The organism is Agromyces sp. Y182 (assembly GCF_059445385.1).
Genome location: NZ_JCAIUF010000002.1, coordinates 1025488 through 1038031 on the forward strand (window position 1 = coordinate 1025488; position 12544 = coordinate 1038031).

14 protein-coding genes are annotated in these 12544 nt (G+C 69.7%); 10 read left to right on the forward strand and 4 right to left on the reverse strand.

The annotated features are described in order from the left end of the window. Positions 1–83: 83 nt before the first annotated feature. Both AC1C2R_RS19275 and AC1C2R_RS19280 read left to right on the forward strand, forming a co-directional pair. On the forward strand, positions 84–308 hold the full coding sequence (locus AC1C2R_RS19275; RefSeq protein WP_495353491.1) for a DUF3107 domain-containing protein: 225 nt from the start codon (positions 84–86) through the stop codon (positions 306–308). Position 309: 1 nt separating this feature from the next. Further along, entirely contained in the window at positions 310–615 is a 306-nt protein-coding gene (locus AC1C2R_RS19280; RefSeq protein ID WP_495353490.1) for a hypothetical protein, read from the forward strand. Between the two features lie 13 nt (positions 616–628). Here the strand turns inward: AC1C2R_RS19280 and AC1C2R_RS19285 are convergent, their stop codons facing one another. Further along, positions 629–1342: a ferritin-like fold-containing protein gene (locus tag AC1C2R_RS19285; RefSeq protein ID WP_495353489.1), complete on the reverse strand. Its 714-nt coding sequence runs from the start codon at positions 1340–1342 to the stop codon at positions 629–631. Positions 1343–1548: 206 nt separating this feature from the next. Here AC1C2R_RS19285 and AC1C2R_RS19290 point away from each other — a divergent pair, with 206 nt between their 5' ends. Next, positions 1549–3096, forward strand: coding sequence for a DEAD/DEAH box helicase (locus tag AC1C2R_RS19290; protein ID WP_495380965.1), 1548 nt, complete (start codon positions 1549–1551; stop codon positions 3094–3096). A 183-nt stretch (positions 3097–3279) separates the two neighbouring features. Here the strand turns inward: AC1C2R_RS19290 and AC1C2R_RS19295 are convergent, their stop codons facing one another. After that, positions 3280–4152, reverse strand: a complete 873-nt coding sequence (locus tag AC1C2R_RS19295; protein WP_495380966.1) for a PHP domain-containing protein — start codon at positions 4150–4152, stop codon at positions 3280–3282. A gap of 110 nt (positions 4153–4262) precedes the next feature. Between AC1C2R_RS19295 and AC1C2R_RS19300 the strand changes: the two genes are divergently transcribed. Beyond that, positions 4263–5282 (forward strand): endonuclease/exonuclease/phosphatase family protein, encoded by a 1020-nt coding sequence (locus AC1C2R_RS19300; RefSeq protein ID WP_495353486.1) that lies wholly within the window; start codon positions 4263–4265, stop codon positions 5280–5282. Between the two features lie 68 nt (positions 5283–5350). Further along, positions 5351–6922, forward strand: coding sequence for an aminopeptidase P family protein (locus AC1C2R_RS19305; RefSeq protein WP_495353485.1), 1572 nt, complete (start codon positions 5351–5353; stop codon positions 6920–6922). Between the two features lie 74 nt (positions 6923–6996). Here the strand turns inward: AC1C2R_RS19305 and AC1C2R_RS19310 are convergent, their stop codons facing one another. Then, positions 6997–7371: a PGPGW domain-containing protein gene (locus AC1C2R_RS19310; RefSeq protein ID WP_495380967.1), complete on the reverse strand. Its 375-nt coding sequence runs from the start codon at positions 7369–7371 to the stop codon at positions 6997–6999. A 63-nt stretch (positions 7372–7434) separates the two neighbouring features. Beyond that, entirely contained in the window at positions 7435–8163 is a 729-nt protein-coding gene (locus AC1C2R_RS19315) for a YflT domain-containing protein (RefSeq protein ID WP_495380968.1), read from the reverse strand. A 79-nt stretch (positions 8164–8242) separates the two neighbouring features. Here AC1C2R_RS19315 and AC1C2R_RS19320 point away from each other — a divergent pair, with 79 nt between their 5' ends. The 5 genes from AC1C2R_RS19320 to AC1C2R_RS19340 are packed head-to-tail and all read left to right on the forward strand — an operon-like array spanning position 8243 to position 12531. After that, entirely contained in the window at positions 8243–9571 is a 1329-nt protein-coding gene (locus AC1C2R_RS19320; protein ID WP_495353482.1) for a magnesium transporter MgtE N-terminal domain-containing protein, read from the forward strand. Next, a complete protein-coding gene (locus tag AC1C2R_RS19325; protein ID WP_495380969.1) occupies positions 9558–10079 on the forward strand; it encodes a DUF1003 domain-containing protein in 522 nt (173 codons plus the stop codon). The genes AC1C2R_RS19320 and AC1C2R_RS19325 overlap by 14 nt, the downstream gene beginning before the upstream one ends. Next, on the forward strand, positions 10066–11277 hold the full coding sequence (locus AC1C2R_RS19330; RefSeq protein ID WP_495380970.1) for an Mrp/NBP35 family ATP-binding protein: 1212 nt from the start codon (positions 10066–10068) through the stop codon (positions 11275–11277). The genes AC1C2R_RS19325 and AC1C2R_RS19330 overlap by 14 nt, the downstream gene beginning before the upstream one ends. A gap of 4 nt (positions 11278–11281) precedes the next feature. Continuing rightward, entirely contained in the window at positions 11282–12199 is a 918-nt protein-coding gene (locus AC1C2R_RS19335) for a hypothetical protein (protein ID WP_495380971.1), read from the forward strand. A gap of 59 nt (positions 12200–12258) precedes the next feature. Continuing rightward, positions 12259–12531, forward strand: coding sequence for a DUF8108 domain-containing protein (locus AC1C2R_RS19340; RefSeq protein ID WP_495353478.1), 273 nt, complete (start codon positions 12259–12261; stop codon positions 12529–12531). Positions 12532–12544 lie beyond the last annotated feature (13 nt).

Here is a 12544-nt window from a genome sequence, read left to right on the forward strand (position 1 = left end):
GTAACGGGTTCCGCCGACAGTGAACGGGCACGGGCCCGGCCAGCCGGTGTCGTAGTGTTTGAGCAACAGGAGAAAGGCGCACAGTGGACGTTCGCATCGGTATTCAGAACTCCCCCCGTGAACTCGGTTTCGAGACCTCGCAATCATCGGCCGAGGTCGAGCAGGCGGTCGCCGCCGCTCTCGCGGGTCAGTCGGCGCTGTTGAAGCTGACCGACGACAAGGGCACGCTCTACGTCGTGCCCGCAGCCGCACTCGCATATGTCGAGATCGGTTCCGAGGAGTCGCGTCGCGTCGGGTTCGTCGCCTGACATGGAACTCATCTTCGTCGTCGTGGGCGGTGCCATCCTCGGTCTGGCTGCACAGTTCGTGCTCCCGCTGCGGCACCTCCGCGGCGTCGCAGTGGGCCCCGCGATCGGAGCGGCGGTCGCTGCGGTCGTGTGGGTGGCCCTGACTTGGCTGGGCTGGGCGTGGGACGGCGGCTGGATCTGGGTCGTCTCGCTCGTCGCGGCCGCCCTCGTGCCTGCAGCGTTCCTGTACCTCATCTCCCCGCGACGTGAGCGAGCGGATGCCGCGCTCTTCGAGCGCCTCTCCCGCCCGGGCGTCGTGCGCGCCTGACGCGCAGTCGAGCTCAGGCCGTCAGACCGAGCGCGTCCATGCGACGCGTATGCGCAGCGATCAGTTCGGTGAAGACCGGTTCGACGTCGGAACCGCGAGCCGCCGAGTCCGTTGCGCGAAGCGCGGAGCGGGCGATCAGCAGGGTGTCGCCGACGAGGCTCCGACCCCAGAGCGCCAGGCGGTCGGCCAACCCGGGTTCGGCCTCGATCGCTGCGCGAAGCTCTTCGTGCAGCACTGCACCCGAAACCTCCTCGGCGAGGATCGCGCGCGCTCGCGAAGCGAGGTCTGCCGGAAGCCCCTCGGCCAGTCGCGAGAAGTAGTCGTCGAGCATTCCCGAGGTGACGTGGATGCCGAGCAGCAGCTCGTACCAGTCGGCCCCTGCGCTCGCCTGGCGGAACCGGTCGGCCGCGGGCGCGAACGGCGCCATCACGTCGTCGGGCTCCACGTCGAGTCGACGGATCTCGGCGATGAGCGCGTGATGCTTGCGCAACGCGATGCCCGCCGCGCGACTGAGTCCCTCTTTCGACGGCAAGGTCGGCGCCGTGGCCACCGACCTCGCGAGAGACTCGAAGAACTCGAGCTGAATGTATGCGGCCTGGCCGAGGAACGGCACGGGCTCGGGCACGAGTTCGGTGAAATCGACTCGTGCGAGATCGGTCGGCGCGACCCGCGGGCGCAGCCGCGGCAGTTCGGGGCGCGGGATGCGCCGCTTCGACCAGAGGACCACGCAGACAGCCTATCCGAGGCACTCAGACAGTCTCGGATCCAGAAGACCACGCAGACAGCCCGCGCTCACAACCCATCCGAGGCACTCAGACAGTCTCGGATAGGGTAGAAGGTGCATGCGGGCGATGGATCCGCAGCCGTGCGCCTGGGGTTGAGAACAGGGCGCATCTCCGACCGCCACCTCGAGCAACACGAACAGGCAGACTTTTGACCACTTTCACCGACCTCGGCGTCGCGTCCGATATCGTCGACGCCCTCGCCGGGAAGGGCATCATCGATGCCTTCCCCATCCAGGAACAGACCATCCCTCTCGCCCTCGCCGGTCAAGACATCATCGGCCAGGCCAAGACCGGCACGGGAAAGACCTTCGGGTTCGGCCTGCCGATCATCCAGCGCCTCGGCGACGACCCCGAGGGCGGCGTTCAAGCGCTCGTCGTCGTGCCGACTCGCGAGCTGTGCGTGCAGGTCACCGAAGACCTCGAGCTCGCGACATCCAACCGCCCGACGAAGATCGTGTCGATCTACGGCGGCAAGGCGTACGAAGGTCAGATCGAACAGCTCAAAGCCGGCGCGCAGATCGTCGTGGGCACCCCCGGGCGTCTGCTCGACCTCGCCTCGCAGCGCCTGCTCTCGCTCAAGAACGTCAGCGAACTCGTGCTCGACGAGGCCGACAAGATGCTCGACCTCGGCTTCCTCGCCGACATCGAGAAGCTCGTCGCCCAGACGCCGCCGACCCGGCACACGATGTTGTTCTCGGCCACGATGCCCGGCCCGATCGTCGCGCTCGCGCGCCGGTTCATGACCCGCCCGATCCACATCCGGGCGACCGATCCCGATGAGGGCCTCACCCAGGCGAACATCAAGCACCTCGTCTACCGGGCGCACTCGCTCGACAAAGACGAGGTGATCGCCCGCATCCTCCAGTCCGAGGGCCGCGGCAAGACGATCATCTTCACACGCACGAAGCGCGCAGCAGCCAAGCTCGTCGAAGAGTTGAACGACCGCGGCTTCAACGCCGCTGCCGTGCACGGCGACCTGAACCAAGACCAGCGCGAGCGTGCGATGGCCGCGTTCAAGGCCGGCAAGAAAGACGTACTCATCGCCACGGATGTCGCGGCTCGAGGCATCGACGTCGATGACGTGACGCACGTCATCAACCACACCATCCCCGACGACGACAAGGCGTACCTGCACCGCGTGGGCCGCACCGGCCGCGCGGGCAAGACCGGCATCGCCGTGACCTTCGTCGACTGGGACGACCTGCACAAGTGGGCGCTCATCAACCGCGCCCTCGAGTTCGGCCAGCCCGAGCCCACCGAGACGTACTCGTCGAGCCCGCACCTGTTCCACGACCTCGACATCCCGGCCGGCACCAAGGGTCGATTGAAGCCCGCCTCCGCGGTTGCCGCACCGACCCGCTCTGCGACGGCCGGTCGCAGCGAGGGTCGTTCTGAAAGCCGTTCTGAGGGGCGCGCAGAAGGCCGCTCAGAGCGGTCGGATGCCGCAGCGGAGCGCGCACCCCGGAACCGCACCCGCAGTCGCACCCGCGGCGGTAAGCCCGCCGGCGAAACCGCGGCGCCGACCGAGTCCGCAGCCGCAGCGCCCGAGGCATCCTCGGCCGAAGTCGCCGTCAAGGAGCCCGGCACGGGCACGCACGACGGCAAGGGTCACGAGCACCACGACGGCAACGCGGCTCCGCAGCGTCGTCGCCGTCGTCGCGCGCCTCGCACGGGTGGCACTGCTCCGCAGGCCTGATCGCGCAGCAACCTGTCTTCGGCCGCGTCACCGGGCCCGACTCGAATTCAAGACGACCCGAAGAGCGGATGCCACGAGGCATCCGCTCTTCGTGCTCTGAGGCGCACCACGCTTTCGCCACACGCGCCGGGCGGACCTGGCCCGACAGAGGTGATCGGCCGCGGTGGTGGTCACGGCACTGCGCTACGGCAGCACGGGGGCCGAACCGCGAGCCTCGGCGATGATCGCCTCGACGACGTCGGGGGCCGTACGGCACTCGCCGAGCCGGTTGGGCTTGCCGGTGCCGTGATAGTCGCTGGAGCCCGTCACCCGGAGCCCGAACCGCGCGGCGAGTTCGCGCAGCCGGGGCTTCGCGTCGTCGCGATTCTCGGGGTGGTCGATCTCGAGCCCGAAGAGACCGGCCTCGACGAGCTGCTCGAGCCGCGCGGGCGGGATCACCCGCTCAGCGCCGCGCGTGCCGGGGTGTGCGAGCACGGGCACGCCGCCGGCGGCGCGGATGAGGCGCACCCCAGTCAGCGGATCGGGTGCGTAGTGCGGCTGGGCGTAGCCCGCGCGCGGATGCAGGATGCCGTCGAACGCCGCGGAGCGGGTGGCGACGTGACCTCGGGCCACGAGTGCGTCGGCGATGTGCGGGCGGCCGATCGTCGTGCCTGCGGCGGTCTGGGCGAGCACGTCGTCCCAGGTGAGGGCGTAGTCACGCCCGATGCTGCGTACGATCGCTTCGGCGCGCGTCATGCGCGACTCCCGGATGCGAGCTGTCTCGGCGAGCAGCGCCTCGTCGAACGGATCGATGAGGTAGGCGAGCATGTGCACGCTCGTGTAGCCCTCGCGGGTCGAGAGCTCCATGCCGGGGATGAGCGCGACGCCCGTCTCGGGCACGGCGGCCGCCGCTTCTGCCCAGCCGCTGGACGAATCGTGGTCGGTCAGTGCGATGCCCCAGAGGCCGGCGCGAGCCGCCTGCCGCATGAGCTCGGCGGGGGCTTCGGTGCCGTCGGAGACCGTCGAGTGCGTGTGCAGGTCGGCTTCGCCCGCGACGACGACGGTGGGTTCTGGCATCCTGCCATGCTATCCGTGGCCCGTCGGTGACCGGTCTCACCGGGGACTCCCAGCCGATCGGCAGCGCGTTGCCCGGCGCCGAGCATGCGCGCTCGCCTAGGGTGGATGGAATGCTCCCCCGCATCCTCGGCTGGGCCATCGTGCTCGGCACCGCCGTCGTGGCGCTCATCCTCCTCTGGCCGCAGGGCTTCGGTCTGCAGAACCAGTGGGTGGCGACACACGTCGTCGCACTTCGCGGCACGGCTGCCGCTGGTGGCGTCGTCGCACTGGTCGTGTTCCTGTTGCTCGCGCTCGCACGGCCGTTGCGCGTCTTCGCATTCGCCATGGCCGCGGTGTTCGCGCTCTTCGCCGCGGGCAACGTCGCAGTGCTGACCTCGCGCGGCTTCGGCGGTTCGAGCACCGAGTCCGGCCCCGACACGGTGACGGTGCTTTCGTGGAACACGCTCGGCGAGGTGCTCGAGGCGTCGACGATCGCCGATCTCGCGATCGAGCGCGGCGCCGATATCGTCGTGCTGCCCGAGACGACCGACCCGCTCGGCGAAGAGGTGGCGATCGAGATGCGCGAGGGCGGCAGCCCGATGTGGGTGCACACGCTCGCGTACGACGACGTCGCGAAGGCGCGCTCGACGACCATCCTGATCAGCCCCGACCTCGGCGACTACGACGTCGTCTCGGCCGATGTTCCCGGCCCGCCCGGCAACACGAACACCCTGCCGAGCGTCGTCGCCGACCCGGTGAGCGGCGACGGACCCCGCATCGTCGCCGTTCACGCCGTCGCACCGATCCGATGGGAACTGCGCAACTGGCGCAGCGACCTCGACTGGCTCGCCGAGCAGTGCGCCGGCGAGAATGTCATCATGGCGGGCGACTTCAACGCCACAGTCGATCACTTCGCCGGTCACGGTATCGACGGCGGCGACATGGGCCGGTGCTCGGATGCCGCGGTCGAGGCCGGTGCCGCGGGCATCGGCACCTGGCCCACCGCTGTACCGCCGTTCTTCGGCAGCCCGATCGACCACGTGATGGCGACCCCGAACTGGAGAGTCGAGGCGTTCGAGGTGCTCGACGGGTACGACGACGCGGGCAGCGATCACCGGCCGGTCGTCGCGACGCTCGTCGCCGCCGACTGAGCTCCTCGCTCGCTGAGCCCGTCGACATGCTCAGGGAACCGAGTTCGCGAAGTGGGAGAATGGTCGTCATGGCCAACACCAGCGACACGTCCACGACCGAGACGACGGCTCCGGCCGCGACCGAGAGCGAAAAGGGCGGCCGCGATGCGAACCGCTCGACGACGCCCGGTTCCGAGGGCTTCAAGAACTTCATCGGCAGCGGCTGGGCCGAGCGTGATGAGACGCTGCCCACTGCCCGTGAGCAGGCCGCCTTCGCCGCAGTTCGCCGCGCGAAGGTCTCGACGGCATTCACCGGACAGCGCCTGATCGTTCCCGCAGGTGACATGAAGCAGCGGGCGAACGACACCGACTACCCGTTCCGGGCGCACTCGGCGTTCGCTCACCTCACGGGTTGGGGTTCCGACTCGGAGCCCGGCGCGGTGCTCGTCTTCGAGCCGACGACCGACGGACACGAGGCGACCGTCTACTTCCGTGAGCGCGCGGGCCGCGACTCCGAGGAGTTCTATGCGAACCCCGCGATCGGCGAGTTCTGGATCGGCGCGCGTCCGTCGCTCGCGCACGTCGCCGCCGACCTGGCGATCGCGACGCGCGGCCTCGAGGAGTTCGACCGGGTGATCGACGCCGTCGACACGGCGACGCTCGTGCTGCGCGAGGCCGACGCATCCGTCACCGAGCGCGTCGACCATGCCCGCATCCGGTTCGCCGCCGAGCAGGCGCTGTCGACGAACGCGTCCGACGCCCCGTTCTCGCTCGAGGTGGGCGGCAAACACGAGCCAGATGGCGAGCTCGCTCAGGTGCTCTCAGAGCTGCGGCTCGTGAAAGACGAGTTCGAGATCGCCGAGATGCGCGCCGCGATCGATGCGACGCAGCGCGGCTTCACCGAGGTGCTCGAAGAGCTGCCCCGCATCACCGCCGAGGTGCGCGGCGAGCGCGTCATCGAAGGCGTGTTCGCCACCCGCGCCCGACTCGACGGCAATGACGTCGGCTATGGCTCGATCGCCGCGGCCGGCCCGCACGCGACGGTGCTGCACTGGACCCGCAACGACGGCCCGGTGGTGCCCGGTGACCTCGTGCTGCTCGACGCCGGCGTCGAGATGGACAGCTACTACACCGCCGACATCACCCGCACCTTCCCCGTGAACGGCACCTTCTCGACGGTGCAGCGTCAGGTCTACGAAGCGGTGCGCGAGGCTGCTGACGCGGCGTTCGCGGTCGTGAAGCCGGGCGGGATCTTCCGCGAGGTGCACGCCGCCGCGATGCAGGTCATCGCCCGGAAGACCGCCGAATGGGGGTTCTTGCCGGTGTCGGCTGAAGAGTCGCTCGAGCCCGAGAATCAGTTCCACCGCCGGTACATGGTGCACGGCACGAGCCACCACCTCGGTCTCGACGTGCACGATTGCGCGCAGGCACGGCGCAACATGTACCTGGACGGCGTGCTCGAGCCCGGCATGGTGTTCACGATCGAGCCGGGTCTCTACTTCCAACCCGATGACCTCACCGTGCCCGCGGAGTTCCGCGGCATCGGCGTGCGCATCGAAGACGACATCCTCGTCACAGTGGGCGGCGCCGAGAACCTCTCATCGGCGATCCCCCGCACGGCCGACGAGGTCGAAGCTTGGGTGCGCGGCACGCTCGTCTGAGTAACGCGTACGACTGCGCACCGCAGTCGTACGCGAGAACGCCGCCCGCGCACCGAGCATCGAACGTGCACATCTCACCCGTGGCCGGGCGGAGACTTGCACGCTCGTTCAGGCCGTCGTGCGAGCGGCGCGACGTGCCTGCCACCACGCCCAGAAGCGGCGAGCTGGCGCTTCGTGAACGCCGCGAGGCGCTTCGCCCACGCGAACTCGGTACCGAGGATCGCAAGACCCAGGAAGACGACGAGCCAGCCCGGCCCGGGCAGCGGCACGAGCGCAAGCCCGAGGAGGGCGATCAACCCGCCGAACACGCCGACGATCACGCGATACGCCCGGCGCAATGCGGGTCGGCGTTCGATGCCGCGACGGATGCCCCGGAGCATCCGCCTGATCGGTCGGTCGCTCCGCTCGCCCTCGGCGATCTCGCGGTCGAGCTCTGCCTGCGTCACCATGCGGTCACGATATATCGCGAGTCTGGGAAAGAGCTGCCGGGCGCAGCAGAGTCGCGCGGCGGCTCAGCGCTCCGAAGCGGGCGGTTCCGATGCGGCAGCGTCGGTGTCAGCCTCGGGCGCAGCGGATGCCTCATCGCCGCTCTCCGCCGTCGGCGCCAGCTCCCCGTAGCGCGGTCGGGCGGGCGCCTGCGCGGCACGAGCCGCATCGGCTTCGGCCCGCCGCGCGGCATCCGTCGCCTCGCCGTAGCTCTTCGGCTGCGACGTGGGTGGCTGCGGCTGCGACGCCGATCGCTCGGGTGCCGGCGCGTCGACGCCGAGCACACTGCGGGCACGCTCGACATGGGCCGTCTCGGCGATGATCGCATACCGGCTCGCGAGCACCTGCATGACCGACGTGAAATCGCGTCGACGCCGATTCAGCGAATAGGAGACGACGCTGAAGATCATGCCGAACCCGGCGCCGATGAGCACCGCCGAGATGAGGATGCCGACCGAGGCGCCGGTCGGCGCGAAGATGAAGAACAGCAGACCGAGGAACGTGCCGAACCACGCCCCCGACAACGCGCCGGCGCCTGCGGCCCGCCCCCAGGAGAGCTTGCCGGTGATGCGTTCGACGCTCGTCAGGTCGGTGCCGACGATCGCAAGCTCCTTCACGGGGAACTCCGCCTTGGAGAGCGCATCGACGGCAGCCTGCGCCTCGGCGTAGGTCTCGAAGCTCGCGACCGTCTCCCCCTTGGGCAGGGTCGGGAATGCTCGGCCCACACGTCCGCCGAACGGCGATTGATTACTCACCCGGTCATTCTCCCACGGCCACCTGCGCCACAGGCCGGGAAACGGACCGCACGCGGCATCCGGCACTAAGTTGGTAGGTGTGAGCGCCACGAGAGTCTTCGTCGCCCGACTCGCCGGGTGTGCCGTCTTCGACCCCGCCGGCGATCGGGTCGGCAAGGTGCGCGACGTCCTCGTCGTGTACCGCAAGAACGACCCTCCGCGGGTCGTCGGCCTCATCGTCGAGATTCCCGGCAAACGCCGCGTCTTCGTCTCGATCGGGCGGGTCACCTCAATCGGCGGCGGCCAGATCATCACGACCGGGCTCATCAATCTGCGTCGCTTCGAGCAGCGCGGCGGCGAGGTGCGCGTCATCGCCGAGATGCTCGGCCGCAAGGTCGCCTTCGTCGACGGCTCGGGCGAGGCGACGGTCGAGGATGTCGCCATCGAGGAGCAGGAACCCGGTGAGTGGGAGGTCGACCAGCTCTTCGTGCGCCGTCCGAAGGGGGCTTCGCCGTTCTCGAAGGGGCAGTCGGCGTACGTCACGTGGCGCGAGGTGCGCGAGATCAACCCTCCGGGTGAGGCGCAGTCGGCCGAGCACCTCATCGCGAGCTACTCCGAACTGAAGCCGGCCGACCTCGCGAACACCCTGCTCGATCTGCCTGCGCTACGACGTCAAGAGGTCGCCGAAGAGCTCTCCGACGACCGGCTCGCCGACGTGCTCGAAGAGATGCCCGAGTCCGACCAGGTCGTGATCCTCGCGGGCCTCGGCGACGATCGGGCCGCCGACGTGCTCGACCACATGCAGCCCGACGACGCGGCCGACCTCATCGCGCAGCTCCCCGAAGAGCGCGGGGAGCACCTCCTCGAGCTCATGGAGCCCGAAGAGGCCGAAGACGTGCGCTTCCTCCTCTCTTACGGGCCCGACACCGCGGGCGGTCTCATGACGACCGAGCCGATCATCGTCTCGGCCGATGCCACCGTCGCCGAGGGGCTCGCGCTCATCCGCCGTCACGACCTGCCGCCCGCGCTCGGCGCAGCGGTCTGCGTCACCCTGCCGCCGTACGAGGCGCCGACGGGGCGATTCCTCGGGCTCGTGCACTTCCAGCGGATGCTCCGCTACCCGCCCCACGAACGCCTCGGCACCCTGATCGACCAAGGTCTCGAGCCCGTTCGCGCCGACACCTCAGCCGCCGAGGTCAGTCGCATCCTCGCGAGTTACGACCTCGTCTCGGTGCCGGTTGTCGATGAGAAGCATCGGCTCGTCGGGGTGGTGACGATCGACGACGTGCTCGACTACCTCCTGCCCGATGACTGGCGAAGCCATCCCGAAGAAGCCGAGGTAGGGCGCCGCGCAGCAGCGCGAGCCCAGCTGACGACGGGGAGTATCCCCATCCCACACGGAAGGAGGGCAGGAGATGGCACGCGCTGACGCTGACGAGCGGCGATTCGACACCCCGAAGGGCATCCGCCGTTCCCCATCCTTCCGTGGTTCGGGCGACAGCGACCGGTTCGGTCGCTTCACCGAACTCGTCGCCCGCGGCATGGGAACCCCGGGGTTCCTGCTCGGGCTGTCGGTGTTCGCGATCGGCTGGATGGTGTGGAACACCTTCGCCCCCGAAGACCTGCGCTTCGACTCCATCGCGATCGGCTTCACGGCCCTCACGCTCGTGCTCTCGCTGCAGGCTTCGTATGCCGCGCCGCTCATCCTGCTCGCGCAGAACCGTCAAGACGATCGCGACCGCGTGCAGATCGAGCAAGACCGGCAGCGTGCTGAGCGCAACCTCGCCGACACCGAGTACCTCGCCCGAGAGGTCGTCGCGCTCCGTCTGGCCGTGAAAGACCTCGCGTCGAAGGAGTTCATCCGCGCCGAGCTCCGTGCGATCCTCGAGGAGCTCGACCGGCGCGACGAGGAGGACGCGGAGCATGCAGCACGCTGATGCCGGAGCGCCCCGGGTCCCCGGATCGCCCGACGCGGCGACGGTCGAGGCCGCGGTGCGCGCCGCGCTCACGGGCGTGATCGACCCCGAGATCCGCAAGCCCGTCACCGAGCTCGACATGGTCGATCGGGTCGTCGTCGGCGACGATGGGCGCGTCGAGGTCGGCATCAGACTGACGATCGTCGGATGCCCCGCATCCGACCGCATCGAACGCGACGTGCGGCAGGCGGCCGAGACGGTCGCCGGCGCCGGCAATGCCGACGTCGTGCTCTCGGTGATGACACCCGAGCAGCGCGCCGCCCTCACCGAGCGCCTCCGCGGCGGGCGTGCCGCCCGCGGCAATCCCTTCGGCCCCGGCAGCCTCACCCGCGTGATCGCGGTCACGAGCGGCAAGGGCGGCGTCGGCAAGTCCACGATCACCGCGAACCTCGCCGTCGCCCTCGCGGCGCGCGGGCTCTCGGTCGGCCTCGTCGACGCCGACGTGCACGGCTTCTCGATTCCCGGGCTGCTGGGGCTCGTCGACGAGTCGGGGCTCGCGGCCCGGCCGACCCGTGTCGACGAGATGATCCTGCCGCCCGTCGCGCACGGCGTGAAGGTCATCTCGATCGGCATGTTCGTCGAACCCTCCGAAGAGGGCGGGCGGGCGTCATCCGTCGCCGTCGCCTGGCGGGGACCGATGCTGCACCGAACCCTCTCCCAGTTCCTCACCGACGTGTACTTCGGCGATCTCGACGTGCTGCTCGTCGATCTGCCGCCCGGCACCGGCGATGTGGCGATCTCGCTCGGGCAGCTTCTGCCGAACGCCGAGGTCATCGTCGTCACCACGCCGCAGCCCGCCGCGGCCGACGTCGCCGAGCGTTCGGGCGTCGTCGCGCGTCAGACCGGTCAGAAGATCGTCGGCGTCGTCGAGAACATGGCCGGCTTCGCGCAGCCCGACGGCGAGGTGTTCGACCTCTTCGGCGCCGGTGGCGGCGCGATCGTCGCCGAACGCCTCTCGGCGGGCCAGCCCGCCCCGGTGCCGCTCCTCGCGAGCGTGCCGCTCAGCGTGGCGCTGCGGCGCGGCGGCGACGACGGGCTGCCGGTAGTGCTCGCCGAGCCCGACGACCCAGCCGCGCGCGCGATCGAACAGGTCGCCGCGCAGCTCGCCGCCCTCCCCCGCTCGCTCGGCGGCCGCCGACTCGACGTCACGGTCCGGTGACTGGATGCCGCGCGCCCGCCTGAACCTCCGGCCCGCGATCCTCCTCGCCATCGCGACCGTCGGCTCGGTCACGGTCGGACTCTCGGGGTGCACCCCGCAGCCGGAGTCGCCGTCGCCCCTGCCCGACGGGCTCTCGGTCAGCATCCAGCAAGGCCGCCTCGACATCGAGGCGCACCAGCTCGTCGTTCGCGTGGCGAACGATGGCGACGCGCCCGTCACGGTCGAGCACCTCGAGGTCACCTCGCCGACGCTCGCGCCCGGAATGGTGCGCGACGAGCCGTTCACCGTGGCCGCAGGCGACGCGCTGCAGGTTCGCATGGATCTCACCACGAGCGACTGCGAGGTCGACGCCGGGGCGACGACCGATGCGGAGCCGGTCGTCGACGTACAGCTCGACGTCTCGACGGAATCGGGCCGTTCATCGGGCGGGCTCACCGCCGACGACCCCTTCGGCACGCTCACCAGGGTGAACGGCGCCGACTGCCTCGCCGAGTCCGTCGACCTCGTCGCGGCGATCGAGATGCCCGAGCATCTCCGTTCGACGGGCAGCGGCACCGAGCGGCGCGCGTTCATCGACGTGCTCGTCGCGCCCGCGGCATCCGTTCAGGCTCAAGACGACGGCGGCGCCGGATCGTTCGTCATCGACCGCGTGTACGGCACGACCCTGCTGAACGCCGAGGCCGGCGTCGACTGGCCCGTCGGCGCCGAAGTGACGACCGGCGGCGAACCCTTCACGATCTCGTTGCCGGTGCGTCCGGCTCGATGCGACGCGCATGCCATCGCCGACGACAAGCGCGGCACGATCCTGCCGATCGAGATCCGCGCGAGCGATGGACACGCGGGGCGACTGGACCGTTCGTCGGGCGACACCCTGAAGGCCGAGCTCTACGCCTACTACGGCGAGCGCTGCGCGTTGCAGTGAGGTGCGCACGATGATGTCCGCCAGTGGCGTGCCGGTGCGGGGCTGGGTACAGTTCGAAGATGAGCAATGCGAACACGACAGACGATTCACGTGCCCAGGTGCTCAACGCCGAAATCGCGCGGTATGCGCAACGCGGTTGGCAGGTGCAGTCGTTGGCCGCCGGCCAGGCCGTGATGTCGCGGAACAAGCGCATCGGCTGGTTCTGGAACCTGATCCTCGTGCTGCTCACCGGCGGCCTCTGGCTGATCTACGTGATCTATCGCGCTCTCAACCGCAAGACCGAGACGGTGATCATCACGGTCGACGCCGCCGGCAGGGTCCGCACGAGCTGAACGTGCTTCAGGG